We start from the raw sequence: 26,580 nt of genomic DNA on the forward strand, positions 1-26,580 counted from the left end.
GGAAGCAGCTAAACCCCGGGTACCGGCGTCCGGTACCCGTAGAAAAATCGCTGCTGCGCATTGAGCACGTTCCGAGTGTGCCATCCCGGCCGGTGCCAGCGCAAAGAGGCGACCGAAGCGACCGGGGAAATGCGTGGCTTGTCGCACCCCGGCGGTAAGTTTGAGCTGATATGACGAGCACAGCCCCCGACATCGATCAGCTTCTGGACGGCCTCAACCCGCAGCAGCGTGCAGCGGTTCTGCACGAGGGTTCGCCGCTGCTGATCGTGGCCGGCGCCGGCTCGGGCAAAACCGCGGTGCTGACCCGGCGCATCGCCTACCTGCTGGCCAACCGCGACGTCGGCGTCGGCCAGATCCTGGCCATCACGTTCACCAACAAGGCCGCCGCCGAGATGCGTGAGCGCGTCGTCCAGTTGATCGGCCCCCGCGCCAAGTCCATGTGGGTGTCGACGTTCCACTCCACCTGCGTCCGCATCCTCCGGAACCAGGCCTCGCTGCTGCCGGGGCTGAACTCCAACTTCTCCATCTACGACGCCGACGACTCGCGCCGGTTACTGATGATGGTGGGCAAGGACCTGGGCCTCGACGTCAAGCGGTACTCGCCGCGCATGCTCGCGACCGCGATCTCGAACCTGAAGAACGAACTTATCGACCCATTGCAGGCGGCCTCGGAGGCGTCGGAGGCCGACGAGGACCTGCCGAAGATCGTCGCCGAGGTCTACGGCGAATACCAGCGCCGGCTGCGGGCCGCGAACGCCATGGACTTCGACGACCTGATCGGCGAGACGGTCGCTGTGCTGCAGAGCTTTCCGCAGATCGCGCAGTACTACCGGCGCCGCTTCCGGCACATCCTGGTCGACGAGTACCAGGACACCAACCACGCCCAGTACGTGCTGGTGCGCGAGCTCGTCGGGCACCACGCGCCCGAAGGCGCCGACGACGTCCCGCCCGCCGAACTGTGCGTCGTGGGTGACGCCGACCAGTCCATCTACGCGTTCCGCGGCGCGACGATCCGCAACATCGAGGATTTCGAGCGCGACTTCCCGAATGCGAAAACCATTCTGCTGGAACAGAATTACCGTTCCACGCAGAACATCCTGTCGGCCGCCAACGGCGTCATCAGCCGCAACGCCGGACGCCGCGACAAGAAGCTGTGGACCGACGCCGGCGAGGGCGAGCTGATCGTCGGCTACGTCGCCGACAACGAACACGACGAGGCACGGTTCATCGCCGAGGAGATCGACACGCTGACCACCAAGGGCAGCGGTATCGACACCAAGTACAGCTACGGCGACATCGCGGTGTTCTACCGCACCAACAACTCGTCGCGGTCCGTGGAGGACATCTTCATCCGGGCCGGCATCCCGTACAAAGTCGTCGGGGGCATGCGCTTCTACGAGCGCAAGGAGATTCGCGACATCGTCGCGTACCTGCGGGTGCTGGACAACCCGGGCGACGCGGTGAGCCTGCGGCGCATCCTCAACACCCCCCGCCGCGGCATCGGTGACCGCGCCGAGGCCTGCGTGGCGGTGTACGCCGAGAACACCGGCGCCAGCTTCAGTGACGCGCTGCAGGCCGCCGCCGAGGGCCGGGTGCCGATGCTGAACTCCCGCTCGGAGAAGGCGATCGCCAGTTTCGTCGAGCTCATGGACAGCCTGCGCGGCGGGCTCGACGGCGAGCTGGGTGACCTGGTCGAGACGGTGCTGGACCGCACGGGCTACCGCCGCGAACTGGAAGCGTCCAGCGACCCGCAGGACCAGGCGCGGCTCGACAACCTGAACGAATTGGTCAGCGTCGCACACGAATTCAGCACCGACCTCGCCAACGCACAGGCGTTGCAGGAAGAGGAACTGGACGAGGACGTGCCCGACACCGGAGCGCTGGCCGCGTTCCTGGAACGGGTCTCGCTGGTGGCGGACGCCGACGAAATCCCCGAGGACGGCGACGGCGTCGTCACGATGATGACGCTGCACACCGCCAAAGGCCTCGAATTCCCCGTGGTTTTCGTGACCGGCTGGGAAGACGGCATGTTCCCGCACATGCGGGCACTCGGCGACCCGACCGAACTGTCCGAGGAACGCCGGCTCGCGTACGTCGGCATCACCCGGGCGCGCCAGCGGCTGTACCTCAGCCGCGCCAAGGTGCGCTCGTCGTGGGGGCAGCCCATGCTCAACCCGGAATCGCGCTTTCTGCAGGAGATTCCGCAGGAGCTGATCGACTGGCGTCGCGTCGAGCCGCCACCATCGCTGTCGGCGCCGCGGGGTTACGGGTCCGGGGGATCGGGCGGTGGTCTCGGTGGTGGACGGCCGTCGCCCATGCGGCCGGCGCCGAACCGCAACAAGCCGCTGGTGGTGCTCTCGCCAGGTGACCGTGTCACGCACGACAAGTACGGCCTGGGCCGCGTCGAGGAGGTCAGTGGTGTCGGCGAATCGGCCATGTCGCTCATCGACTTCGGCAGCTCCGGCCGGGTCAAACTGATGCACAACCACGCTCCGGTACAGAAGCTTTAGCGTCGGCGCGCGCGAAAGTCGGACGGTGCGATCTCGCTGATTTTTAGCCGGATTCGCTTCGGCGCGTCAGGTTTTGGTGCACCAGCGGCCGGTAACGGGCAGCATCGCGAGCACCATGCTGGCGATCGGCAGCACCGGGATGCCGTAGACGATCGGCGGCAGTTTGGCCCCGGCGACGAACAAACTGGCGAAGATCACCAGCGTCACCAAGGCGCCGACCACCACCACGACCCGGCCCGTGCGGCGCCGCAGCAGGACGGCGATCTGCCCGCCGATGGTGGCGCCGCAGCCGACGGCGGCGAGGAAGCCGATGGCGACGCAGAACAGCGGATCGGTGCGCCACCACCCGGCGATCAGTGAAGTGGCGATGACGGCCGTCGCCCAGCCACTCAAGATGCAGGCCGTGGCAGTGGCGCAGGCGGCGAACGGCCCGGGCGGTGGCTTCGGCGCCGGCATTGGAGCCGACTCGGGACCGGGAGCCGCTGCCGGAGCGGGGCCCGAGGCCGGGATGAACGTGGTCGCGGGGGCATCCTCGGCCCGGATCAGGCCGGTCGCGGGCTCGACGGGAATGAGACCGGTCGCGGGCTCGATGACACTCGTTTGAGGAGCGTCGACGACGGGTATCGAACCAGTGGGTGTGCGGCGGATGATGCTGGTGGGCGGTGCGTCGGTGACGGGAAAGGCTCCCGTCGGCGCGCGCCGGATCAACCCCGTTCTGGGTTCGTCGTCAGAGTGACGTCCGAAAGATTGGGTGGGGTCGGACGAATGCGTCTGGGCTGGCCCGTCGGCGTTGTTGTCCGTCACGGATCAGCCGACGTAGTTACCCGGGCTCAGGCCACGCTGTGCCAGCCACGGCACGGGGTCGATGCGCTGGCTGCCGCCCATGAGCACCTCGAAGTGGCAGTGCGGGCCGGTCGAGTTGCCGCGGTTGCCGATGGTGGCGATCTGGTCGCCGGCGAAAACCCGCTGGCCGACCGAGACGACCCAGGTGTTGACGTGGCCGTACAGCGTGACGGTCCCGTCTGAGTGACGGACCTTGACCCACGCGCCGTAACCAGCGGTCGGGCCTGCGGCCACGACGACGCCGTCGGAGACGGCGACGATCGGCGTACCGATCGGGCCGGCGATGTCGATACCGCCGTGCAGCGCGCCCCAGCGGTAACCGAAGCCGGAGGTGAACACGCCCTTGGTCGGCATCACGAACAGCGGGCGGGCCAGCCGGGCTTCGCGCTCGGCGCGTTCCTGCGCGAACGCCGCGCCGTTGGCGAGTTCCTGGGCGTGCACCGCGCCGGACGCGGCGGCGGGTTCGACGTTGACGATCTGGATGCCGTCCGAGGATCCGGTCGACCCGTCCGCGCGGACGACCTGGTCGGCGGCCAGCTTCGTGCTGGTCGGCTGGTCGGCGCTGGTCATCATCGAGTACCCGGCGGCGGCGGTGGCGCCGACGGCCATGGCGGCGGCGACCAGGCGGCCCTTCACGCCATTGACGGGCTCAGGCTTGCGGTGGGTGCCACGGCTCGCGCGCAGATCGATGACGTCCGTGTCGTCGAGACCGTTGCTGGTGTCGGTGTGGCTGTCGCGGTAGGCGCTCGCGGAGAGGCGCTGCGCGCCCTCGGGCTGCCGGAATTCGGCCGGAACAGTCAGAGTCAGGGGAGTCTCGTCGTCGGTGTCGTTCAGATCGTCGAGCTCGGGGGCGGCGTTGACGCGGGAATCGCGGTCGAACGCGCTCTCGGAGAGGTCCAGATCGTGCAGGTCACCGAACTCGTTGAACGGGATGATGTCGGTCACTTCAGCAGGGCTCACAGCGCGGGATAGCTTGATGGTGGTGCGGGCAGCGTTCTCGGTGTTGCCGGCGTTCGTCGCCTCTCCGAGGGGAGTTACCGACGAATCGTGCTCAGCCAACCGAAAATTCCTTTGCTCCGTGACCGTACCGTTACCGAGACCGCCCATGACGGTACTGAAAATCAGAACCGATTGGCAACCTATAGATGTCATTGGCCGGGAACTGTGATTTGCCTCACTGGTTGCTCTCAGGTGAGATGTACCACATGGGTAGTAGGCGGTGCTGGCTACTCATTAGTACGTGGCTAAAGTGCCGAGCGAGCCAGTGCGGCCCAATGCTGAAGTGAATTCAACCGTCAACGCAGACAGAACGGGATTTCTCAGAGCTCATGGATCTCTTCGAGTACCAGGCGAAAGAGCTGTTCGCCAAGCACAACGTCCCTACTACACCGGGCCGGGTCACCGAGTCCGCCGATGACGCCAAGGCGATCGCCGAAGAGATCGGCAAGCCCGTCATGATCAAGGCGCAGGTCAAGGTCGGTGGCCGTGGCAAGGCCGGTGGCGTGAAGTACGCCGCCACCCCGGAGGACGCTCTCACGCACGCGCAGAACATCCTCGGTCTGGACATCAAGGGCCACATCGTCAAGAAGCTGCTCGTCGCGGAGGCCAGCGACATCGCGGAGGAGTACTACATCTCCTTCCTGCTCGATCGCGCCAACCGCACCTACCTGGCCATGTGCTCTGTCGAGGGCGGCATGGAGATCGAAGAGGTCGCCGCCACCAAGCCGGAGCGCCTCGCCAAGGTGCCCGTCGACGCCGTCAAGGGCGTTGACCTGGCCTTCGCCCGCGAGATCGCCGAGAAGGGCCACCTGCCCGCCGAGGTGCTCGACGCCGCGGCCGTGACCATCCAGAAGCTGTGGGAGGTCTTCGTCGCCGAGGACGCCACCCTGGTCGAGGTCAACCCGCTGGTTCGCACCCCCGACGACCAGATCCTCGCCCTCGACGGCAAGGTCACCCTGGACGCCAACGCCGACTTCCGTCAGCCCGGCCACGCCGAGTTCGAGGACAAGGAAGCCACCGACCCGCTCGAGCTCAAGGCCAAGGAGCACGACCTCAACTACGTCAAGCTCGACGGCGCCGTCGGCATCATCGGTAACGGTGCCGGCCTGGTCATGTCGACGCTGGACGTCGTCGCGTACGCCGGCGAGAACCACGGCGGCGTGAAGCCCGCCAACTTCCTGGACATCGGTGGTGGCGCCTCGGCCGAGGTGATGGCCGCCGGTCTGGACGTCATCCTCGGCGACAGCCAGGTCAAGAGCGTCTTCGTCAACGTCTTCGGTGGCATCACCGCGTGTGACGCCGTCGCCAACGGCATCGTCAAGGCCCTGGAAATGCTGGGCGACGAGGCCAACAAGCCGCTGGTCGTCCGTCTCGACGGCAACAACGTCGAAGAGGGCCGCCGCATCCTGGCCGAGGCCAACCACCCGCTGGTGATCCAGGCCGAGACCATGGACTCCGGTGCCGACAAAGCCGCCGAGCTGGCGAACAAGTAAGGGAGCCAACAACTTATGTCTATCTTCCTGAACAAGGATTCCAAGGTCATCGTCCAGGGCATCACCGGCGGTGAGGGCACCAAGCACACCAAGCTGATGCTGAAGGCCGGCACCCAGGTCGTCGGTGGCGTCAACGCCCGCAAGGCCGGCACCAAGGTCTCGCACGTCGACAAGGACGGCAACGACATCGAGCTGCCCGTGTTCGCCACGGTGGCCGAGGCCATGAAGGAGACCGGCGCCGACGTGTCGATCGCCTTCGTGCCGCCGGCCTTCTCGAAGGACGCCATCATCGAGGCCATCGACGCCGAGATCCCGCTGCTGGTCGTCATCACCGAGGGCATCCCGGTGCAGGACAGCGCCTACGCGTGGGCCTACAACGTCGAGAAGGGTCAGAAGACCCGCATCATCGGCCCCAACTGCCCGGGCATCATCACCCCCGGTGAGGCGCTGGTCGGCATCACGCCGAACAACATCACCGGCAAGGGCCCGATCGGTCTGGTCTCCAAGTCCGGCACCCTGACCTACCAGATGATGTACGAGCTGCGTGACTTCGGCTTCTCGACCGCCATCGGCATCGGCGGCGACCCGGTCATCGGCACCACCCACATCGACGCCATCGAGGCGTTCGAGAAGGACCCCGAGACCAAGGTCATCGTGATGATCGGCGAGATCGGTGGCGACGCCGAAGAGCGTGCCGCCGACTACATCAAGGCCAATGTCACCAAGCCGGTCGTCGGCTACGTCGCGGGCTTCACCGCTCCGGAGGGCAAGACCATGGGCCACGCCGGCGCCATCGTCTCGGGCTCGTCGGGCACCGCCGCCGCAAAGCAGGAAGCCCTCGAGGCTGCCGGCGTCAAGGTCGGCAAGACCCCGTCGGCCACCGCTGCGCTGGCTCGCGAGATCCTGCAGTCGCTGTAATTTCTTTCTGCGCAACAGGCCCCCACCTTCTGGTGGGGGCCTGTTGCGCTTCGCGGCGAATGCGGCTGACGATGCGAGTGTGCAAACAGATCGCAGATCCCGGCAGTGGGGCGCTCTGGCTGCACATTGGCCGCGTCAGCGCTGGCGGCGCTCGCGGTAGTGCACGTAGTGCCGGAGCAGTGGATCGCAGAGGTCGTACCAGGTGGCGCGACGGTCGCCGGAGTCCGCTTTGGCGGCGCGGACCCAGCCGCCGGCCGTGAGGCGGCCCAGCGCCGCTGACGCCGACTGGTTCGAAATGCCCACGGCGGCAGAGAGATCGGTGACAGTGCGGGCGCCGTCGGCGCGGGCCAGTTCGACGATCAGGCGTTGTTCGCCGGCCGGAAGCTGCCACAGCAACTGCTGATAATGCGGCGTCAGCTGTTCCAATACCGCGTCGGCAGCGGGAGTGACGCTTTCCAGTGCGGCGCGGTCGACGGTCTCGGCGATGATCTGCCAGTTACGCGGTGACCAGCCGATGATCTGGGCGGTCGCGCCGACCTTGGTCCGCCCCTCGGAAGTCTCGACGTACGCGGCCAATCCGCGATCGCGGGCGTGCTGCGTGAGGAACTCGGCGACGTCAGTGTCCGCGAGGTCGGGTAGTTCCTCGATGATGAACGAGCCGTACCACGGGTGGGTGCGGGACGAGACTGCCGGGAACAGCGCCGGAGACGTCGCGAAAACCAAGACGGCGGTGGATGTTTCGACCCAGGCGCGAAAACTGCCCTGGCCCGCCTCGCCGATGGCGTCGAAGATGCGGTCGGCGTTTTCGATCGCGACCAACACCATACGGCCGGCGGCCAGGTCGAGGATTTCCCGTTCCAGCTCCAGTGCGTCGCCGCGAAGCTCCTGGGCTCGTCCGAGTATTTCCGAGCCCTGCGTGCGCAGCAGTTCGACGAGCAGGTCCGGATAGCTGCCGATGGCCAGGGCGTCCTCGGGAAGTGTCAGCAGCAGTGTGGCTTTGGCGGCCTTGCGGTGTTTCAGCGCGCGATGGATCGCGACCCGAAGCGTGTGGGTCTTACCAGCGCCGCGAGGTGCGATGAGCAAGGTGTGCGGCCGGGAGCCGTCCTGCGCGGAGCTGACGATGCGATCCGTCAACCGCTTCAGCAGGGGCCCGCGGCCGACGGTGCGGGCGTCGAGTTCGTCGGGGTCGACGGTGCCAGGTGAGAACGCAGGGTGGGTCATGGCCTACCGCCTCATGGCTCGCCAAGCCGACTGCACCAGGCCGGAGGCGAAGCAGTCGTCGTCGCCGACGCGACGCAGATAGTGGTCCTGCTCGAGGCGCTCGATGAACGAAACCAACTGGTCGCGATCGGTGATGGGTGAGCCCTCGGTCTTCAGGAACTGCAGTGTTGCGTTGACACTCAACGGGGTTGGGGCATGGGCGTAGATGTCGAGCAGTCCGGCGATGGCAGGGGCGTCGTCGCCGTAGTAGTTGCGCAGCCGGTCGCGGTAGTGCCGCAGGTCCCAGGGATCGTGCGGATCGGTGATGGCGGCGGACAGTAGCTCCGCGATGCGGTCCGGTTTGACGGACCCTTCTCGTGCCGCGCCCGCGACCAGGTGCTGGATGTAATACGGCACGTTCTCTGCCGCCGCCGCAATGGATTCCGCGACCAGATGTCGGTCGGTGGTCCGGACGTTCACGCCGAGCAGCAGGCACTCGGCGAGGTAAGTGGCATGGTCGTGGCGGATCGGGCCGACCGTGACCTTGCGGATGTCGTTGACCGAACTGAGCGCGTCTTCCGAGACATGGTGGAAGCCAATGGAACCGGACAGGACGGTGGCCAGGCGGCCGGAGTGTTCCTGGCGGAACCGGCGCAGCAGGTGCAGGAACGCGTCTCCGCCGCCCGGCTTTTCGCGTTCGAGGTTCCGGGCCAGCACGGTGACCTCGTCGATGAACAGCACCAACGGGCCGTCCTTGGTGCGGGCGACGGCGCGCTGCAACAGATCGTCGAGAGCGGCGTCGGCGCGAACCCGCTCGAACTTGAACGGCCCGGTGCCAACCGCGACCTTCCAACGGTCGACCTCCTGGCGCAGGGCGTTGTCGACGCGGCCGAGCTCGGCGGCGAGAGCCGTGACGAACTCGGCATAGGTCTGCCGCTCGGCGCTGACCGAGACGACCGTCAGGCCCTGCAGCCGCGCGGTGTGCGCGACGAGTCGGGCCAGGGACGTCTTGCCGTGCCGACGGTCGCCGACGAGAGCAGCGCCACCGTCGGGCAGGCTGGCCAGGATTTCCTGCTGCTCGCGCACGCGGCCCACCACGTTCTCGGGCGGGACGACGCCGCCGACCACGAGGGACATGGGTCTGATGGGCCAATTCATCTGGCAATTGTACGTCGAATTAGCTGTACGTCTAGATAGTTGTACGTTTGAATTGTTGTACGTGTGCTCTGGCGTAAATGCCCAGCTACCCGTCATGCGCGGTCGCCTCCCAATCGGTTAGCCTGTCGAATTAACAGTTGTCTGGAGGTTTGTAATGGGTGTCGATCCGCGTACGCCGGTGATCGTGGGCGTCGGTCAGTTCACCGAGCGCCTTGAGGACCCCGACTACCGCGGCATGTCCTCGGTCGACCTCGCGGCGGCAGCCGCGCAGGCGGCACTGCAGGACACCGGAGCCGACGTCACCGCAGTTGCCGCGGCTATCGACACAGTCGCGGGCACCCGGCAGTTCGAGATCTCCGGCCACGTTCCGGCGCCGCTCGGCAAATCGAACAACTACCCGCGCTCCGTGGCGCAGCGCATCGGCGCTGATCCCGCCCGCGCCGTGCTCGAAGTCATCGGCGGGCAGAGCCCGCAACACCTGATCACCGAATTCGCCGGCGAGATCGTGGCCGGCCGCGCCGACGTCGTGATGATCATGGGGTCGGAAAACACGTCCAGCATCCGCTACTTCAAGGGTCGGGATGACAAGCCCGATCACTCGGAGACCATCGACGGCCAGCTCGAGGACCGCGGCTACGGGTACGACGGCATCTTCGACGAGTACACCGTCCGGCACGGGCTGATCGGTGCGCCGGTGCAGTATGGCCTCTTGGAGAACGCCCGGCGGGCACGGCTTGGCCTGTCCGTGCAGGACTACCGACAGGCGATGGGGGAGCTGTTCGCCCCGATGTCGAAAGTCGCGGCCAAGAATCCGTATTCGTCGGCGCCGGTGGAGCGCACCGTCGACGAGCTGGTGACCGTCACCGACAAGAACCGGATGATCTGCGACCCCTACCCGCGGCTGATGGTGGCCCGCGACCAAGTGAACATGGGTGCGGCCGCATTGCTGATGTCCGTGGAGTCGGCGCGCAAACTCGGTGTGCCGGAATCCAAGTGGGTTTACTTGCGTGGTCATGCGGACATGAAGGAGCAGAAGCTGCTCGACCGTACCGATGTCGGTGCCAGCCCGGCATCAGTGCTGGCCGTGCAGGAAGCGTTGCGGGTGGCCGGAATTGGAATCGACGACGTCTCGGCATTCGACCTGTACAGCTGCTTCCCGTTCCCGGTGTTCAACATCTGTGACGGCGTCGGCCTGGCGACCGACGATCCGCGGGGTCTGACATTGACCGGCGGCCTGCCGTACTTCGGCGGCCCGGGAAACAACTACTCGCTGCATGGCATCGCTGAAGCGGTCACCCGAATGCGGGAAGCCCCAGGCGAATTCGCATTGGTGGGCGCGAACGGCGGCATCGCCAGCAAGTTCTCGGTCGGCATCTATTCGACCGAACCTGCCGATTGGGTCGCCGACAACAGCGCCGAATTGTGCGCAGAGGTCGCGTCGTGGCCGACGATCGCCGTCACCGAGCATGCGAACGGCCCCGCGACCATCGAGACCTACACCGTCCGATACGACTGGACTCCCAACACGGGCATCATCATCGGGCGCCTTGACGCCGACGGGAGCCGGTTCCTGGCTACCACGACCGATGCCGAACTGATGGCCTTGCTGTGCGACGGCGAGCCGCTGGGCGCAAAGATCGTCGTCACCTCGACCGACGAGGGTAATCGGGCTGTGATGGCCTGATCTTGGTTGCCGAGATCGACGAAATGGTCGTTCTTGCAAGAGATTAGCGACCAATTCGTCAATCTCGGCGCGGCAGAACCTCAGATCCCGAAGTCGCTCAACTTCTTCGCCAGCTTCTCGACGTACGCCGACACGGTGGCCTCGTCACTGTCCGGCAACCCGAACAGCACCTCGGTCACACCGAGCTTCTTCCAGTGCGCCAACTTGTCGGCGTCCGGCTTGAAGTCCAGCGCGACGATGGTCGGCGCACCCGAGCGTCCGGCCGCGGCCCAGGTGTCCTGCAGCAGCTTGACCGGCTCGTCGATGTCGAAGTCGCGCGGTGTCGTGATCCAGCCGTCGGCCGACTTGGCGATCCACTTGAAATTCTTCTCGGTGCCGGCCGCCCCGACCAGGATCGGCACATGCGACTGGACCGGCTTCGGCCAGGCCCACGACGGACCGAACTTCACGAATTCGCCGTCGTACTCGGCTTCTTCCTGGGTCCACAGCGCGCGCATGGCCTCCAGGTACTCGCGCAGCATGGTGCGGCGGCGGGCCGGCGGGACGTTGTGGTCCTGGAGTTCGTCTGTGTTCCAACCGAATCCGACGCCGACCGAGACGCGGCCGCCGGACAGATGATCCAGTGTCGCAATCGATTTCGCGAGAGTGATCGGGTCGTGCTCGACAGGCAGCGCCACCGCGGTCGACAGCCGCACCCGCGACGTCACCGATGCGGCGGAGCCGAGCGCGACCCACGGATCCAGCGTCCGCATGTAGCGGTCGTCTGGCAGCGTCTCGTCACCGGTGGTGGGGTGGGCCGCCTGGCGCTTGATCGGGATGTGCGTGTGTTCGGGCACATAGAAGGTGGTGAAGCCGTGGTCGTCGGCCAGTTTGGCGGCGGCGGCGGGCTTGATGCCGCGGTCGCTGGTGAAAAGTACGAGCCCGTAGTCCATACGGTGAATTAGAACGTGTTTCAGTATGGGGCGCAAGAGTGGGTGCCAAGAATGCCGAAGTGGGCCCATTACCTGGGAATTTCCGACACGGTGCAGCCGCTGGGCGCCGGTGAACCGATCCGGAGATAACTTCATCGCGAACGTTACCCACGACGGTGGCTGGGCTTGCTTGTTCACATGGGCCCATGACGACCGAACGCATCGCCGACCACGTCAAGTTCGCCTACTGGGTGCCCAACGTCAGCGGCGGCCTGGTGACCAGTGACATCGAGCAGCGGACCGACTGGAACTACGAGTACAACAAGAAGCTCGCGCAGACCGCAGAGAACAACGGCTTCGAGTACGCCCTCAGCCAGGTGCGGTACGAGGCCAGCTACGGCGCCGAATATCAGCACGAGTCGACGAGCTTCAGCCTCGCGCTGCTCCTGGCAACGGAACGGCTGAAAGTCATTGCGGCCGTTCACCCCGGCCTCTGGCAGCCGGCGGTGCTCGCGAAACTGGGAGCGACGGCCGACCACCTCTCCAACGGTCGTTTCGCCGTCAACGTCGTCTCCGGTTGGTTCAAGGACGAATTCACGCACCTGGGCGAGCCCTGGCTGGAACACGACGAGCGCTACCGCCGCAGCGCCGAATTCCTCCAGGTGCTGCGCAAGATCTGGACCGAGGACGACGTCGACTTCCGCGGCGACTTCTACCGGATCCACGACTTCACGCTGAAGCCCAAGCCGCTCAACACGGCGGAGCGCCCCAACCCGGAACTGTTCCAGGGCGGCAACTCGAGTGCGGCGCGCCGCAACGGCGGCTACTACGCCGACTGGTACTTCTCCAACGGCAAGGACTTCGACGGCGTGACCGAGCAAGTCGTCGACGTCCGCGACCACGCCCGTCAGGTTGCCCGGGAGGTCCGCTTCGGGCTGAACGGATTCATCATCGCGCGCGACACCGAGAAAGAGGCGAAAGAGGTCCTCAAGGAGATCGTCGCGAAGGCCAACCGGCCCGCCGTCGAGGGATTCCGCCAGGCCGTGCAGCAGGCCGGCAACTCCACCGGTGACAAGAAGGGCATGTGGGCGGATTCGAGCTTCGACGACCTCGTGCAGTACAACGACGGTTTTCGTACCAAGTTGATCGGAACTCCGGAACAGATCGCCGAACGGATTGCTGCCTACCGCAAACGGGGCGTGGACCTGATCCTCGGCGGCTTCCTGCATTTCCAGGAGGAGATCGAGTACTTCGGAGCCAAGGTGCTGCCGTTGGTGCGGGAAATCGAGGAGGCGGAACAGGACGCCGCAGAGGGGCCGATCCGCGTCCCGGCGTGACGGGTGGGCAAGTTTGCTCGGGGCCGTCGCGGCCGGTCAGGACGCTGCTCTGTGGGCCGAACTGATGCAGGGCACCCGCAATGAAGTGCGCTAGCGTGGTTGGTCGAGTCGACCAGTACAGGAGAGGTCATGACGTACCAGCCCGGTAACTCCGGCTACCCGCCCGCCCAGCAGCCCAGCCAGTACAGCAACCAGTACGGCGGGCCGACCCAGCAGTTCAATCGTCTGCCCGAGCAGATCCCGGCTGCGCCCGCTGCGCCGGCCGGCCCGAGCAAACTGCCTGAGTACCTGACCACCGCGGTCGCGGCGCTCGGCATGCTCATCTTCGGCTTCAACTTCGCGCCCCAGTTGGGTGCGGGAGGCCTGGATGCAGGCACCGGCAGCATCCTGACCCAGGCGCCGATCGTCGTCGCCGTGCTGGCCGCGCTGCTCGCGGGCGTCAGCCTGCTGCCCAAGCAGAAGAGCTTCAAGTCGTGGGTCGCCATCCTCGCGGTGCTGGCCCTGCTGCTGGTGATCAACGAGATCGTGCAGGCGCCCAAGGGCATCGAGGTCGAGTGGGGCCTCTACGTCGTGCTGGCGCTGTCGGTGCTGCAGGCCGGTAGTGCCGTCGCGGCGCTGCTGCTGGACGCCGGTGTCATCCAGCCGCCGGCGCCGCGTCCTCAGTCCGATTCGTACAACTACGGCGGACCGGCGCAGGGCTACAACCCGCAGGCTCAGTACTACGGCCAGCAGCCGCAGCAGCAGTACGGCCAGCAGACCGGTCAGCATTACGGTCAGCAGGGCGGCTACCAGCCGCAGTCCCAGAACGGTCCCATCGGCGGCTACACCGGTGCGCAGAGCGCGTCGCAGCACGGCGCCGACTCGGGTCCGCCGACCCCGCCGACCGGATTCCCGGCGTTCGGCCAGCCGCAGCAGTCGGCCGGCCAGTCGTCGGCCCCGCAGCAGTCGGGCGGCCAGGCGCCGTCGACCTCGGAGTCTGGCGCCGGATCGTCGTCGTACGGCACGACGCCGGGTACGACAGGGTCGAGCTCCGAGCCGACGACGACCTTCCAGCAACCCCCGGCTCCGCAGTAATCGGGCGCGGCTTCGTCATAATCGCTAGGGCACTCGCGGCAGGCGGGTGACGACCTCGCGAGGAGTGACCCAGCTAGTGGATAACCGACCAGTCGGTACGCGCCAGGCGCGTGACCTGCTTCGGGTTGCTTTCGGCCCGTCGGGCATCGCCCTGGCGATCATCGCCGCGCTGGTGCTGATCCAGCTGGTCATCGCCAACAGCGATCTGACCGGTGCCTTCGGCGCGATGGCCAGCATGTGGCTGGGCGTGCACGGCGTGCCGGTGTCGATCGGCGGTGCCGAACTCGGCGTGATGCCCCTGGCCCCGCTACTGGCGATGGTCTGGGGCACGGCACGCACCACGGCGGCAGCGACGCGGCCGGGCGCGTCCTGGTTCGTGGTCCGCTGGGTCGTCGCCTCGGCGCTCGGTGGACCGTTGCTGATCGCGGCGATCTCGATCGCGGTGATCCACGATGCGTCGTCGGTGCTCACGGAACTGCAGACCCCGAGTGCCCTCCAGGCATTCGGCTGCGTCCTGGCGGTGCATGCGGTCGGTGCGGCCATCGGTGTCGGCTCGCGCCTGCAGGGACGACTGCTGACCGACGCGCACCTGCCGGACTGGCTCCCGGAGGCGTTGCGCGGGGCCGTCGCCGGCGTGTTGGCGCTGCTCGGTCTGTCGGGATTGGTCGCGGTCGGCTCGATGGTCGTGCACTGGTCGACCATGCACGACCTCTTCGGCATCACCGATTCGGTGTTCGGCCAGCTCAGCCTGACCGTGCTGTCTGCGCTGTACATCCCGAACGTGATGGTCGGCGCCGCCGCGGTGGCCGTCGGTTCGAGCGTGCACGTGGGGTTGGCCACGTTCAGTTCTTTCACGGTGCTCGGCGGTGATGTGCCCGCCGTGCCGGTACTCGCCGCCGTGCCGTCGCCTCCGCTGGGCCCGGTATGGGTGGCGCTGCTGATCATCGCGGCGGCCTCGGCCGTGGCGGTGGGCCAGCAGTGTTCGCGGCGCCCGGCCCCGTGGCCGATTGCATTCGCCAAGTTGGCGGTGGCGTCGCTCCTGGCTGCGGTGATGATGGTCCTGCTTGCGGTCGCAGGCAGTGGTCGCCTGGGCAACTTCGGTGAGCTCGGCGTCGATCAGACGACGTTCGGGCCTGCGGTTTTCCTGTGGTTCATCTCCATCGGCGGTCTCACGGTGGCCATGGCCGGCGGCCTGACCCGCCGCCCGGCCCGGCCGGCACCCGTCGCGCCGGCGGCGCCCGTGGACGAGGAACCGGCTGCAGATGAACCGGCTGAGTTCGTCGACGATGACGAACCCGTGACGGAGAAGCTGATCGGTGACGTGTCGGCGGCCGCGGACGACGGGGACGACGACTCGCATTTCGCCGGCGGCCCGGCGTTCGAGCAGGCCACCGAACCGGAGCCCGAACCCGAGCCGGAGCCGGCGGCCAAACCCGCCGCACCGCGCCGACCGGCGCGTCCGGAACCTGACATGACCCCGGCGCCGGCGGAGGCCTATCAGTCCGGAACTACCGATCGCATCGGCGAGCACGTCGCCTTCGACCCTGACGAGGACCCTGAGGCGCATTTCGTCGTCGACGACGACGGCCACTAGGCTGCTCCCGTGCAGCAACCGGTTCACGTGCCCCCGACTGCGCCGGCGCGGCTCGTCGTCCTGGCGTCCGGGACGGGCTCGCTGCTGGAATCTGTGCTGGCCGCAGCGGTCGGCGACTACCCGGCCCGCGTAGTGGCAGTCGGTACGGATCGCGAATGCCGGGCGCTGGAGATCGGCTCGGGCGCGGGCGTGGCGACGTTCACGACCCAGGTGCGCGACCATGCCGACCGGGCCGCCTGGGACGCCGCACTGACCGAAGCCGTTGCGGCCCACGAACCGGATCTGGTGGTGTCGGCGGGGTTCATGAAGATCCTCGGCCCCACGTTTCTCGCACGCTTCCAGGGACGGGTATTGAACACCCACCCGGCGCTGCTGCCGTCGTTTCCGGGAGCACATGCGGTATCCGAAGCCCTTGCATACGGGGTGCGGGTCACCGGCAGCACGGTGCACCTGGTGGATGCCGGCACCGATACCGGGCCCATCCTGGCGCAGGAGCCGGTGGCGGTGCTCGACGGCGACGACGAATCGTCGCTGCATGAGCGAATCAAGGTCGTCGAACGGCGACTGTTGGTAGATGTGATCGCCGCGGTGGCCCTCCGCGGTGTGACGTGGAGTGGGCGAAAGGCGGCCATCGGGTGCCGCGAAGGTGAGGAGCAATAGGATGACGCGACGACCGATTCGGCGCGCGCTGATCAGCGTGTACGACAAGACCGGCCTGGCTGAGCTGGCCCGCGGGCTGCACGAGGCCGGCGTGACCCTGGTGTCGACCGGTTCGACAGCGAAAACCATTGCTGCCGAGGGAATTCCGGTGACTCCCGTCGAAGAGGTCACCGGTTTCCCGGAGGTTCTGGACGGTCGCGTCAAGACTCTGCACCCGCGTGTGCACGCCGGCCTGCTGGCCGACACCCGCAAGGCCGAGCACCTCGCCGCGCTCGATGAGCTCGGTGTCGAGGCGTTCGAACTCGTCGTGGTGAACCTGTATCCGTTCACGCAGACCGTGGCGTCGGGAGCGTCCGAGGACGAGTGCGTCGAGCAGATCGACATCGGTGGCCCGTCGATGGTCCGCGCCGCGGCGAAGAACCACCCGAGCGTCGCCGTCGTCGTGGACCCGCTGGGGTACGACGGCGTGCTGGCGGCCGTCCGGGACGGTGGCTTCACGCTCGACGAGCGGAAGAAGTTGGCGTCGTTGGCATTCCGGCACACCGCCGAGTACGACGTGGCCGTCGCATCCTGGATGGGGTCCGTGCTGGTGCCCGGCGACGACGAGGCGTCGGCCGCCGGGATGCCGGCATGGCTGGGTTCGACCTGGCGCCGCAGTGATGTGCTGCGCTACGGCGAGAACCCGCACCAGAAGGCCGCGCTCTACAGCGACGACGCCGGCTGGCCGGGGCTTGCTCAAGCCGAGCAGCTGCACGGAAAAGAGATGTCCTACAACAACTTCACCGACGCCGACGCGGCGTGGCGGGCGGCGTTCGACCATGAGGACATCTGCGTGGCGATCATCAAGCACGCCAACCCGTGTGGCATTGCGGTGTCGTCGATCTCGGTTGCCGACGCGCACCGCAAGGCGCACGAGTGCGACCCGCTGAGCGCGTTCGGTGGCGTCATCGCGGCCAACACCGCCGTCACCGAGGAGATGGCCGAGACCGTCGCGGACATCTTCACCGAGGTGATCGTCGCCCCCGCCTTCGAGCCGGGTGCCGTCGAAATCCTGAGCCGTAAGAAGAACATTCGCATCCTGGTGGCGTCCGAGCCGCAGCCCGGTGGCACCGAGTTCCGTCAGGTCAGCGGTGGTCTGCTGGTGCAGCAGCGTGACGCCCTCGACGCCGCGGGCGACGACCCGGCCAACTGGACCCTGGCGACCGGCAGCCCCGCCGACCCGGAGACGTTGGCCGACTTGGTGTTTGCGTGGCGCGCGTGCCGCGCGGTGAAGTCGAACGCCATCGTGGTCGCCGCCAACGGCGCCACCGTCGGTGTCGGTATGGGCCAGGTGAACCGCGTCGATGCGGCGCGGCTCGCGGTGGAGCGGGGCGGCGACCGGGTTCGCGGTGCCGTGGCTGCCTCCGATGCCTTCTTCCCGTTCCCCGACGGTCTGGAGACCCTTACCAACGCCGGTGTGAAAGCCATTGTGCACCCGGGTGGTTCGGTCCGCGACGACGAAGTGACCGCGGCCGCCGCTGCCGCGGGCATCACGCTGTACCTGACCGGGGCGCGGCACTTCGCCCACTAGGTCTTGCCGGCTGAATGGCCAGGTCTGCACGGCGATCATTCGTGCGGACCTGGCCATCGGCTTTCAGAGGCTCAGCAGCGCGGCGGTGTCGCGCGCGGCCAGGGCGTCGTCCATTCGCGCCTGCCAGGACGTGGCCCAGCGCTCGGGGAAACACCGCTGCAGGAGCTCGAGCATGATCGGCACGGCGGTCGAGGCTCCCGGTGATGCGCCGAGCAGCCCCGCGATGGTGCCGTCGGCCGACGTGACCAGTTCGGTCCCGGAGCGCAAGGCGCCGATACGTTCGGCGTCCGGGGTGACCAATTGCGCACGCTGTCCCGCCGGCACCAGCTCCCAGTCGCGGGGATCGGCGTCCGGGTAAAACCGTTGCAGCTGTTTGATCTTGCCGCTGAACGGCGTGAGCAACTCGCCGATCAGATAACGCACCAGCGGCAGACTCTGCGCCGCCGCGGCCGCCAGCACATGCAGGTTGTGCCACCGCAGTGTGGTGAAGAAGTCGGTGAGCTTGCCGCCCTTGAGGAGCTTGGTGCTGAACGTCGCATACGGACCGAACATCAGGTAGCCCTCGCCGTCGACGACGCGTTTGTCCAAGTGCGGCACTGACATCGGCGGGGCTCCTATCGCGGCCTGGCCGTACACCTTGGCATCGTGCTGGGCGACGACGTCGGGTCGCGCGCACCGCAGAAACGCCGCACCGACGGGCAGGACACCGTAGCCCCGCACTTCGGGCATGTGCGCGCGCTGCAGCAGTCGCAGGGCGAAGCCGCCGGCTCCGACGAAGACATGTCGTGCCTTGAGATGAAATCTGTTGTGCGAGTCCGAACACCGGCCACCGACCAGCCAGGTGCCGTCGGGGTCCTGGTGTAACCGGCGCACGTCGTGCCCGAGCCGCACCTCGCCGCCGTTCGAGGTGATGATGCGGGTCAGTCCGCGGGTGAGCGCCCCGAAATCGACGTCGGTCCCGCCGGGATGGCGGGTGGCCGCAATCGGTTGCGCCGGATCCCGGCCGGCCATCACCAACGGTGCCCATGCGGCGACTTCGGCGGGATCGTCACTGAACTCGAGATCGGCGAAAAGCGGATCGGCGCTGAGGGTTTCGAAGCGTCGTCGTAGGTAGGCCACGTCGTGGTCGCCGAAAACCACATCCATGTGCGGCGTGCCGTGCACGAAAGTCGCCGGGTCCAGCTGGCCCTGCTCGACCAGATATGCCCACCAGCGGCGGGACACCTGGAATTGTGCGGCGATTTCGGCCGGCGTCGAGCCGTCTTCGGGGTCCGGCATGTAATTGAGCTCGCAATAGCCGGAGTGGCCGGTGCCGGCGTTGTTCCACGGCCCGCTGCTCTCCGTGGCGATGTCGGATGCCCGCTCCACCAACACGATGCGCCACTGCGGATCCAGCGTGCTGATCATGGCGCCGAGGGTGGCGGACATGATGCCGCCACCGATGAGGACGACGTCGGCGACTTCGGGTTCAACGGTGTTCATGGTTGCTCCTTGTCTCGTTGACTCCAGCATCACTCGCGCCGATTCGATCCGTCCAATGAATGTTCTGGCGATTACCATCCGAATATGGATCAATGGATGAGCCTGCTGGCACCGCAGCTGCGGGCGCTCGAAGAGCTGGACGCGCAGGGCGGGCACATGACCCGTGCCGCGGACAGCCTGGGCATTCCACAGTCGTCGATGAGTCGGCGCATCCACGCGTTGGAGAAGACACTCGGCGTCCGGCTGCTCACCCAGGAGGGGCGGACGGTGCGCCTGACACCGGTGGCAGTGCAGCTGGCCGAGCAGGTGCGGCGCCCGTTGCATCAACTCGAAGCGACGGTCGAGACCATCGCCGGGGAAGCCGACCCCGAGCACGGCACCGTCCGGTTCGGCTTCCCTTTGACGATGGGTGCCGGCGTCGTGCCGAACCTGGTCACCGAATTCCACCGGCGCGCACCGGGAATCCGGCTCCAGATCAAACAGGCGCACGGCAGCGAACTCGCCGCGGACCTGAAAGCCGGAGCGCTTGACGTCGCAGTGGTCATCCCGCCGCCGGACGGTGTCGAGCATGTGGTGATCGGCGGACAACCGATCCGCGCGGTGTTACCGGCGGCTCATCCGCTCGCTGCCCGTCGTCGTCTCCGCTTGGACGAACTGCGAGACGAAACGTTCATCGCCAACCCGGCCAGCTATCACTTGCGTCAGGCAACTGAAAGCTGGTGCCGTGATTCGGGATTCGCGCCACACGTACCAGTGGAGATCACGGAGTTCTCGACGATCCGCGAGTTGGTCGGCCGTGGCATGGGTATCGCGTTGCTACCGCACGACGAGCACACCTCACGCAAGGTCCGCGAAATCCCGTTGTCACCCAACAGCTATCAGCGCCAGATCGCGCTGGCGTGGGCACCGACCGCAGGCACTCCCGCAGCGCGCAGGCTGCTGACCTTCCTGCGTGCAGAATGGTCGACCACCGGTTAGGAGGCGACCTCGCCGGGCTGGTGCTGCGTGGTGGCGTATTCGAAGAAGTCCACGATCTCGTCGACGGCCTTACGGGCATCCGGGTTGACGTCGAAGCTCAGCTGGAACATGTGCATCGCCTTGTCCCACACCTGAACCCAGGCGAGCGCCCCGGCGGCGCGCAATGCGTCGGCGAGTGCGAACGAGTCGTTGCGCAGCATCTCGTTGTTGCCGACCTGCAGGAGCGTCGGTCCCAGGCCGTGCAAGTCGGCCTCGGTGGGCATCTCCGGCACCGGGTGGGTGCCGTTCTTCGTCGCGAAGACGTCGTAGAGGTACTTCACCGCCATGAACGGGAACAGCACGTCGCGGTGTTCGAGCATCGCGTTGTACTTCAGGTTCATGTCGGACGACGTCAGCGGTGACAACAGGATCTGGCCGGCGGGTACCTGCAGGCCCGCGTCCCGTGCCGCGAGTGCCGTGCCGGTCGCGATCAGCCCGCCGGCGGAGTCGCCCGCGAACACGATCTTCTCCGCGTCGACGCCGGCGGCGAGCACCATCCGGTAGGCGCACACGCCGTCGGCGATGGCGTCCTCGATCAGGGCCTGCGGGGCGAGTCGGTAGCCCACGTTCAGGACCCGGGCGCCGGTTGCGGCCGACAGCTTGCTCGCCCAGCGCCGGTGTGAGTTCAACCCGAGGGTGATCAGCGCCGAACCGTGGAAATAGATGATCACGCGATCGGAACCCTGTGCGCGTGGCGCGATGATCCATTCGGCGTCGCAGTCGTCCAGCTTGATCGGTGTCACCGTGGTGCCGGGCAGCGCGCGGAACGCGCGGAACGGCCCGTCGATGATGTCGTAGCGGCCCCGCTGTACCAGTTCCGGATGGAACCGGTTGACCACCATGCCGATGAGTGTGAGCAGGGCAATTACCGGTCGGACGAACACCGCCGTCAGCCCGCCGAGCAGTCGGCTCTGCCAGGCGGCGGGGCCGAACTCGAGGTCGGTGGGGCGGTGAGTCCAGTCGAGCGAGTTCACGATACCGAGGGTACTGGGTAAAGCTCCGGAGCCCAAGGGGCTGCCGCTCACCGTGTGCCGTCGTAGCGTGGAGGTCGTGACATCACCTAACGACCTTCCGTCCGACCTGCCCAGGACCGTCGGCGAACTCAAGGCCTCGGGCCACCGCGAGCGGGGCATCAAGACCGAGATCCGCGAGAACCTGCTGGCAGCACTGGCTGACGGCGACGACGTCTGGCCCGGCATCTTCGGCTTCGAGGACACCGTCCTGCCGCAGCTGGAGCGCGCGCTGATCGCCGGGCACGACATCGTGCTGCTCGGCGAGCGCGGCCAGGGCAAGACCCGTCTGCTGCGCGGGCTGGTCGGTCTGCTGGACGAGTGGACGCCCGTCATCGCGGGCTCGGAGCTGGGCGAGCATCCCTACTCGCCGATCACGCCCGAGTCGATCCGCCGGGCGGCGGACTCCGGCGACGACCTACCGATCACCTGGCAACACCGCAGCGAGCGCTACTTCGAGAAGCTGGCGACGCCCGATACCAGCGTCGCCGACCTCGTCGGCGACATCGACCCCATCAAGGTGGCCGAGGGGCGGAGTCTGGGTGACCCGGAAACCATCGCCTACGGACTCATCCCGCGGGCGCATCGCGGCATCGTCGCGATCAACGAGCTGCCCGACCTCGCCGAGCGCATCCAGGTCGCCATGCTCAACGTGATGGAGGAGCGCGACATCCAGGTGCGCGGCTACACGTTGCGCCTGCCGCTGGACGTGCTCGTGGTGGCCAGTGCCAACCCCGAGGACTACACCAACCGTGGCCGCATCATCACGCCGCTGAAAGACCGCTTCGGCGCCGAGATCCGCACCCACTACCCGCTGGAGCTCGACGCGGAGGTCGGCGTCATCAAGCAGGAAGCGCACCTGGCTGCCGAGGTCCCGGAGTACCTGCTGCAGATCCTGGCCCGGTTCGCCCGGTACCTGCGCGAGTCGCAGTCGATCGATCAGCGCTCCGGCGTCTCGGCCCGCTTCGCGATCGCCGCGGCCGAAACCGTCGGCGCCGCGGCCCAGCACCGCTCCGCGATTCTGGGTGAACAGGATCCGGTCGCTCGCGTGGTCGACCTGCAGACCATCATCGGCGTGCTGCGCGGCAAGCTGGAATTCGAGTCCGGTGAGGAAGGGCGCGAGCAGGCCGTCCTCGAGCACCTGCTGCGGCGGGCCACGGCGGACACCGCGCAGCGCCTGCTCGGCGGCATCGACGTCGGTTCTCTCGTCGCTGCGGTGGAAGGAGATTCACCGGTCACGACGGGCGAGCGGGTGTCGGCCAAGGACGTCCTGGCCGCGCTGCCGGACCTGCCGGTGATCGATGCAATCGCCGACCGGTTGGGCGCGCAGTCCGACGGCGAGAAGGCGGCCGCCGTCGAGCTGGCGCTGGAAGCGCTGTACCTGGCCAAGCGCATCGACAAGACCTCTGACGACGGCGAAACGGTATATGGCTAACCACCTCTCGCGGTATTCGCGCTACACCGGCGGGCCCGACCCGCTGGCGCCTCCCGTCGACCTGCGGGAGGCGCTGGAGCAGATCGGACAGGACGTCATGGAGGGCGCATCGCCCCGGCGCGCCCTGTCCGAGCTGCTGCGCCGGGGTACCCAGAACATGCGCGGCGCCGACCGGCTTGCCGCCGAGGCCAACCGGCGCCGTCGGGAGTTGCTGTCGCGCAACAACCTTGACGGCACCCTGCAGGAGATCAAGAAGCTGCTCGACGAGGCGGTGCTCGCCGAGCGCAAGGAGCTGGCCCGCGCGCTCGACGATGACGCGCGGTTCGGTGAGCTGCAGCTGGAGTCGTTGTCGCCGTCACCGGCCAAGGCCGTGCAGGAACTCTCCGAATATGACTGGCGCTCGGCCGAGGCACGGCAGAAGTACGAGCAGATCAAGGATCTGCTGGGCCGGGAGATGCTGGACCAACGGTTCGCCGGCATGAAGGATGCGCTCCAGAACGCCACCGACGAGGATCGTCAGGCCGTCAACGACATGCTCGACGATCTGAACAGCCTGTTGGAGAAGCACTCTCGTGGCGAGGATACCCAGCAGGACTTTCAAGACTTCATGGCCAAGCACGGCCAGTTCTTCCCGGAGAATCCGCAGAACGTCGACGAGCTGCTGGACTCGCTGGCCAAGCGCGCCGCGGCCGCGCAGCGGTTCCGCAATAGTCTGTCACCCGACCAACGCGCTGAACTGGATGCGTTGGCGCAGCAGGCATTCGGATCGCCATCGCTGATGAACGCACTCGATCGGCTCGACGCCAACCTGCAGGCCGCTCGCCCGGGCGAGGACTGGACCGGCGAGCGGAGCTTCACTGGCAACAACCCGCTGGGTATGGGCGAGGCCGCGCAGGCGATGGAAGACATCGCCGAGTTGGAGCAACTGGCGGAACAACTTTCGCAGAGCTACGCCGGTGCCCAGATGGACGACGTCGATCTCGATATGCTCGCCCGACAGCTGGGCGACGAGGCCGCCGTTGATGCCCGCGCCCTGGCGGAACTGGAACGCACCCTGATGAACCAGGGCTTCCTGGACCGCGGTTCCGACGGGCAATGGCGGTTGTCCCCGAAGGCGATGCGTCAGCTGGGCCAGGCCGCGCTCCGCGATGTGGCACAACAGCTTTCCGGACGACACGGCGAGCGCGACACCCGTCGCGCCGGCGCCGCCGGTGAACTGACCGGTGCCACCCGGCCGTGGCAGTTCGGCGACACCGAGCCCTGGAATGTTACCCGTACCTTGACCAACGCGGTGCTGCGGCAGGCAGGTACGCGCGACGACGGGCCGCTGCGGATCACCGTCGACGATGTCGAGATCTCGGAAACCGAGACCCGCACCCAGGCGGTGGTGGCGCTGTTGGTGGACACCTCGTTCTCGATGGTCATGGAGAACCGATGGCTGCCGATGAAGCGCACCGCGCTGGCGCTCAATCACCTGGTGAGTACCCGGTTCCGGTCAGATGCGTTGCAGATCATCGCTTTTGGCCGGCACGCCCGCACGGTTTCAGCGGCTGAACTGACGGGGCTGGAGGGCGTCTACGAGCAGGGCACCAACCTGCACCACGCGCTGTTGCTCGCCGGCCGGCATCTGCGGCGTCATCCCAACGCACAGCCGGTCGTCCTCGTCGTCACCGACGGCGAGCCGACGGCGCACCTCGAGCAGTACCGCAACGGGACCGAGACGTTCTTCGATTACCCGCCGCACCCGCGCACCATCGCCTTCACGGTGCGCAGCTTCGACGAGGTGGCCCGGCTGGGGGCGCAGATCACGATCTTCCGGTTGGGCAGCGATCCCGGCCTGGCGCGCTTCATCGACCAGGTGGCTCGCCGCGTCGAAGGCCGCGTCGTGGTGCCCGAACTCGACGGATTGGGCGCCGCGGTGGTCGGTGACTACCTGCGCTCGCGGCGGCGTCGTCGCTGACCCAGTCGTCGCTGACCACCTTCGTCGCTGACCACCTTCCGCGAGCGGCCGTGTCTGTACCGCGACACGCCGTCGAACCCGTGCAGGAGGTGGACGCTCGTCGGCCGCGAGCGTGACGAAATTGCACGCCTGCGACGGCGTGTTGGTGGCAGACACGCACGCTCGTCGCCCGCGAGCGGGCCGAAAATGTACGCGAAATACCGCGTGTCGCCGCACAAACACGGCCGCTCGCGGGAAGGGGAGTAGGCGGCGCAGGCTCGCGGGGAGGGGAGTTGGCGGCTAGTCGGCGGGCGGGGGCTTGCGCTTCTTGGACTTGATGCCGACGCGGCCCCACAGTGAGAAGCCGCGGATGGTGACGCGCGGGGCGCCGGGGGTGCCCTGCTGGCCGAGGTGGTCGAAAGCACCCATGACACCGACGCCGTGCACGTCGACGTTGACCTCGGGCGGCAGCAGGATGGTCTGCCCGCCGAAGATCGAGTAGGAGTGGATCTCGACGTCCGGTGACGTGAAATCGGCGTAGCGCAGATCGATGACACCGCCACCGAAGAGTGAGAACGACGTCAGCCGCTGCGGCACGTTCCAGCGGCCCCGGCGCTCGAATCCGCTCATGATCGCCAGCAGCAGCGTCGAGGGCGCGGGATGGCATTCGCCGCCGGTTTCCCACGGCGCGGTGGTGATGTACGGCAGGTCGGCGCTCAGCTTCGACAGTTCGGCGTACGTCTGTGCGGAGTACGCGCGGTTCAGCCGGTCTTCGTACTCGGACATCGGCAGCCGACCCTGCGCGGCCGCATCGCTGAGGAGGTGAGCGACCTGGATCCGGTCGGTATCGGCGGCGCGCATCTGTGCGCGCGAACCTGGGGTGCTCATCAACTCGAGCCTACGACGATCACAGCGACTTGCAAGGCTGTTGAGGCAAACTGTGGCCGCATCGATGTCCCATCCGTTACGGGATATGGATCACTTATTCCAGTTCGGCTGCCGCTTCTGGAGGAAGGCCATCATGCCTTCCCGGGCCTCGTCGGAGACGAACAGTTGCGCCGACTGCTTGGCCAGCTTCTCGGCGTCGCGGTCGAAATCAGCCAGGATCGACGCCGTGGTCAGCGCCTTGGAGGTGGCCAGACCCTGCGGTGATCCCTTGGTGATCTCGGCCGTCAGCTTTGCCACGGTCGCCGGTACGTCATCGGTTGCGACGGTCACCAGGCCGATGCGTTCGGCTTCCTCGGCGCCGAACTTCTCGCCTGTCACGAAGTAGCGACCGGCCGCACGGGCCGTCATCTTCGGCAGCAGCGTCAGCGAGATGATCGAGGGCGCCACGCCGATCCTCGCCTCGGTGAGGGCGAAAGTGCTGGCGGTGCCTGCGACCACCAGGTCGCAGGCACCGATCAATCCCATGCCGCCGGCGCGGACGTGACCATCGATCGCGGCGATCACCGGTACGGGCAGCTCCAGAATCGACCGCAGCAACCCGGCCGCCTCCAGCGCACGGGCGGTGGCCAGGTCGCCGGGGTCGCGCCCCGCGGCTTCACTCAGATCGGCGCCGGCGCAGAACGTGCCGCCGGTGTGGCCGAGCACCACGACCCGCACGCCCGGATCGTCAGCGGCATCGGTGAGGCCCTGCCGCAACTGGTCCACCAGCGCGGTCGATATCGCATTGCGGTTGTGCGGTGAGTCCAGCGTCAGCCGGGCGACACCGTTTTCGACGGAGTAGTGGACCAGTGCGGTCAT

Annotated in this window: 21 protein-coding genes; 12 read left to right on the forward strand and 9 right to left on the reverse strand. The window is 67.3% G+C overall.

Translation table 11 applies throughout. The features are described 5' to 3' along the window. Positions 1-170: 170 nt before the first annotated feature. Positions 171-2,510 carry a DNA helicase PcrA gene (gene pcrA, locus ACJH6J_RS21540; RefSeq protein WP_073694320.1) on the forward strand — a complete coding sequence of 780 codons (2,340 nt, stop codon included), beginning with the start codon at positions 171-173 and terminating at the stop codon, positions 2,508-2,510. Positions 2,511-2,576: 66 nt separating this feature from the next. Here pcrA and ACJH6J_RS21545 read toward each other — a convergent pair whose 3' ends face one another. After that, complete coding sequence (locus ACJH6J_RS21545) at positions 2,577-3,314, reverse strand: hypothetical protein (RefSeq protein WP_406804504.1); 738 nt, start codon at positions 3,312-3,314, stop codon at positions 2,577-2,579. Positions 3,315-3,317: 3 nt separating this feature from the next. Further along, positions 3,318-4,412: a M23 family metallopeptidase gene (locus tag ACJH6J_RS21550; RefSeq protein ID WP_133426604.1), complete on the reverse strand. Its 1,095-nt coding sequence runs from the start codon at positions 4,410-4,412 to the stop codon at positions 3,318-3,320. 269 nt (positions 4,413-4,681) lie between these two features. On the opposite strand from ACJH6J_RS21550, the gene sucC reads away from it, so the two are divergent. Both sucC and sucD read left to right on the forward strand, forming a co-directional pair. Continuing rightward, positions 4,682-5,845, forward strand: a complete 1,164-nt coding sequence (sucC, locus tag ACJH6J_RS21555; protein ID WP_060999384.1) for an ADP-forming succinate--CoA ligase subunit beta — start codon at positions 4,682-4,684, stop codon at positions 5,843-5,845. 15 nt (positions 5,846-5,860) lie between these two features. Further along, positions 5,861-6,763, forward strand: a complete 903-nt coding sequence (gene sucD, locus ACJH6J_RS21560; RefSeq protein WP_020099021.1) for a succinate--CoA ligase subunit alpha — start codon at positions 5,861-5,863, stop codon at positions 6,761-6,763. A gap of 135 nt (positions 6,764-6,898) precedes the next feature. Here sucD and ACJH6J_RS21565 read toward each other — a convergent pair whose 3' ends face one another. Continuing rightward, a complete protein-coding gene (locus ACJH6J_RS21565) occupies positions 6,899-7,984 on the reverse strand; it encodes a MarR family transcriptional regulator (RefSeq protein ID WP_346416131.1) in 1,086 nt (361 codons plus the stop codon). Between the two features lie 3 nt (positions 7,985-7,987). After that, the gene (locus tag ACJH6J_RS21570) at positions 7,988-9,100 is read right to left on the reverse strand and encodes an ATP-binding protein (RefSeq protein WP_346416180.1); all 1,113 of its coding nucleotides are present in this window, start codon (positions 9,098-9,100) and stop codon (positions 7,988-7,990) included. A gap of 175 nt (positions 9,101-9,275) precedes the next feature. Between ACJH6J_RS21570 and ACJH6J_RS21575 the strand changes: the two genes are divergently transcribed. After that, a complete protein-coding gene (locus tag ACJH6J_RS21575; protein ID WP_212812986.1) occupies positions 9,276-10,805 on the forward strand; it encodes an acetyl-CoA acetyltransferase in 1,530 nt (509 codons plus the stop codon). 80 nt (positions 10,806-10,885) lie between these two features. On the opposite strand, the gene ACJH6J_RS21580 is transcribed toward ACJH6J_RS21575, so the two are convergent. Continuing rightward, entirely contained in the window at positions 10,886-11,737 is an 852-nt protein-coding gene (locus ACJH6J_RS21580; protein WP_212812984.1) for an LLM class F420-dependent oxidoreductase, read from the reverse strand. Positions 11,738-11,922: 185 nt separating this feature from the next. On the opposite strand from ACJH6J_RS21580, the gene sfnG reads away from it, so the two are divergent. From sfnG to purH, 5 genes are all read left to right on the forward strand, one after another. Continuing rightward, on the forward strand, positions 11,923-13,053 hold the full coding sequence (sfnG, locus tag ACJH6J_RS21585) for a dimethylsulfone monooxygenase SfnG (protein WP_406804505.1): 1,131 nt from the start codon (positions 11,923-11,925) through the stop codon (positions 13,051-13,053). A 129-nt stretch (positions 13,054-13,182) separates the two neighbouring features. Then, positions 13,183-14,127: a DUF5336 domain-containing protein gene (locus tag ACJH6J_RS21590; protein ID WP_061005734.1), complete on the forward strand. Its 945-nt coding sequence runs from the start codon at positions 13,183-13,185 to the stop codon at positions 14,125-14,127. A gap of 76 nt (positions 14,128-14,203) precedes the next feature. Continuing rightward, a complete protein-coding gene (locus tag ACJH6J_RS21595; RefSeq protein WP_406804506.1) occupies positions 14,204-15,721 on the forward strand; it encodes a DUF6350 family protein in 1,518 nt (505 codons plus the stop codon). A gap of 9 nt (positions 15,722-15,730) precedes the next feature. Next, positions 15,731-16,381 carry a phosphoribosylglycinamide formyltransferase gene (purN, locus tag ACJH6J_RS21600; protein ID WP_226520717.1) on the forward strand — a complete coding sequence of 217 codons (651 nt, stop codon included), beginning with the start codon at positions 15,731-15,733 and terminating at the stop codon, positions 16,379-16,381. Between the two features lies 1 nt (position 16,382). Beyond that, a complete protein-coding gene (purH, locus tag ACJH6J_RS21605) occupies positions 16,383-17,951 on the forward strand; it encodes a bifunctional phosphoribosylaminoimidazolecarboxamide formyltransferase/IMP cyclohydrolase (protein WP_212812977.1) in 1,569 nt (522 codons plus the stop codon). A 63-nt stretch (positions 17,952-18,014) separates the two neighbouring features. Here the strand turns inward: purH and mqo are convergent, their stop codons facing one another. Then, positions 18,015-19,433, reverse strand: a complete 1,419-nt coding sequence (mqo, locus tag ACJH6J_RS21610; protein ID WP_212812974.1) for a malate dehydrogenase (quinone) — start codon at positions 19,431-19,433, stop codon at positions 18,015-18,017. A gap of 84 nt (positions 19,434-19,517) precedes the next feature. Between mqo and ACJH6J_RS21615 the strand changes: the two genes are divergently transcribed. Next, complete coding sequence (locus ACJH6J_RS21615; protein WP_212812972.1) at positions 19,518-20,411, forward strand: LysR family transcriptional regulator; 894 nt, start codon at positions 19,518-19,520, stop codon at positions 20,409-20,411. On the opposite strand, the gene ACJH6J_RS21620 is transcribed toward ACJH6J_RS21615, so the two are convergent. After that, positions 20,408-21,424 carry an alpha/beta hydrolase gene (locus tag ACJH6J_RS21620; RefSeq protein ID WP_212812970.1) on the reverse strand — a complete coding sequence of 339 codons (1,017 nt, stop codon included), beginning with the start codon at positions 21,422-21,424 and terminating at the stop codon, positions 20,408-20,410. The genes ACJH6J_RS21615 and ACJH6J_RS21620 overlap by 4 nt on opposite strands. 76 nt (positions 21,425-21,500) lie before the next feature. Between ACJH6J_RS21620 and ACJH6J_RS21625 the strand changes: the two genes are divergently transcribed. Together ACJH6J_RS21625 and ACJH6J_RS21630 are read left to right on the forward strand one after the other, a co-directional pair. After that, the gene (locus tag ACJH6J_RS21625; protein ID WP_212812968.1) at positions 21,501-22,895 is read left to right on the forward strand and encodes a sigma 54-interacting transcriptional regulator; all 1,395 of its coding nucleotides are present in this window, start codon (positions 21,501-21,503) and stop codon (positions 22,893-22,895) included. Beyond that, positions 22,888-24,855 (forward strand): VWA domain-containing protein, encoded by a 1,968-nt coding sequence (locus ACJH6J_RS21630; RefSeq protein WP_212812965.1) that lies wholly within the window; start codon positions 22,888-22,890, stop codon positions 24,853-24,855. The genes ACJH6J_RS21625 and ACJH6J_RS21630 overlap by 8 nt, the downstream gene beginning before the upstream one ends. A gap of 279 nt (positions 24,856-25,134) precedes the next feature. Here the strand turns inward: ACJH6J_RS21630 and ACJH6J_RS21635 are convergent, their stop codons facing one another. Both ACJH6J_RS21635 and ACJH6J_RS21640 read right to left on the reverse strand, forming a co-directional pair. Beyond that, the gene (locus tag ACJH6J_RS21635) at positions 25,135-25,722 is read right to left on the reverse strand and encodes a DUF1707 domain-containing protein (RefSeq protein WP_061005718.1); all 588 of its coding nucleotides are present in this window, start codon (positions 25,720-25,722) and stop codon (positions 25,135-25,137) included. A gap of 90 nt (positions 25,723-25,812) precedes the next feature. After that, positions 25,813-26,580, reverse strand: coding sequence for an enoyl-CoA hydratase family protein (locus ACJH6J_RS21640; protein ID WP_406804507.1), 768 nt, complete (start codon positions 26,578-26,580; stop codon positions 25,813-25,815).

This window comes from Mycobacterium sp. SMC-18 (genome assembly GCF_045310895.1).
Classification (GTDB): domain Bacteria; phylum Actinomycetota; class Actinomycetes; order Mycobacteriales; family Mycobacteriaceae; genus Mycobacterium.

Bases quoted from the DNA above. Each gene is read 5' to 3' on its own strand.
- ACJH6J_RS21615 (WP_212812972.1), top strand. From the start codon at position 19,518: ATGGATCAATGGATGAGCCTGCTGGCACCGCAGCTGCGGGCGCTCGAA.
- sucD (WP_020099021.1), top strand. From the start codon at position 5,861: ATGTCTATCTTCCTGAACAAGGATTCCAAGGTCATCGTCCAGGGCATC.
- ACJH6J_RS21630 (WP_212812965.1), top strand. From the start codon at position 22,888: ATGGCTAACCACCTCTCGCGGTATTCGCGCTACACCGGCGGGCCCGAC.
- purH (WP_212812977.1), top strand. From the start codon at position 16,383: ATGACGCGACGACCGATTCGGCGCGCGCTGATCAGCGTGTACGACAAG.
- ACJH6J_RS21565 (WP_346416131.1), bottom strand. From the start codon at position 7,984: ATGACCCACCCTGCGTTCTCACCTGGCACCGTCGACCCCGACGAACTC.
- ACJH6J_RS21590 (WP_061005734.1), top strand. From the start codon at position 13,183: ATGACGTACCAGCCCGGTAACTCCGGCTACCCGCCCGCCCAGCAGCCC.
- mqo (WP_212812974.1), bottom strand. From the start codon at position 19,433: ATGAACACCGTTGAACCCGAAGTCGCCGACGTCGTCCTCATCGGTGGC.
- sfnG (WP_406804505.1), top strand. From the start codon at position 11,923: ATGACGACCGAACGCATCGCCGACCACGTCAAGTTCGCCTACTGGGTG.
- ACJH6J_RS21570 (WP_346416180.1), bottom strand. From the start codon at position 9,100: ATGTCCCTCGTGGTCGGCGGCGTCGTCCCGCCCGAGAACGTGGTGGGC.
- ACJH6J_RS21575 (WP_212812986.1), top strand. From the start codon at position 9,276: ATGGGTGTCGATCCGCGTACGCCGGTGATCGTGGGCGTCGGTCAGTTC.
- ACJH6J_RS21640 (WP_406804507.1), bottom strand. From the start codon at position 26,580: ATGACCGCACTGGTCCACTACTCCGTCGAAAACGGTGTCGCCCGGCTG.
- pcrA (WP_073694320.1), top strand. From the start codon at position 171: ATGACGAGCACAGCCCCCGACATCGATCAGCTTCTGGACGGCCTCAAC.
- ACJH6J_RS21580 (WP_212812984.1), bottom strand. From the start codon at position 11,737: ATGGACTACGGGCTCGTACTTTTCACCAGCGACCGCGGCATCAAGCCC.
- sucC (WP_060999384.1), top strand. From the start codon at position 4,682: ATGGATCTCTTCGAGTACCAGGCGAAAGAGCTGTTCGCCAAGCACAAC.
- ACJH6J_RS21635 (WP_061005718.1), bottom strand. From the start codon at position 25,722: ATGAGCACCCCAGGTTCGCGCGCACAGATGCGCGCCGCCGATACCGAC.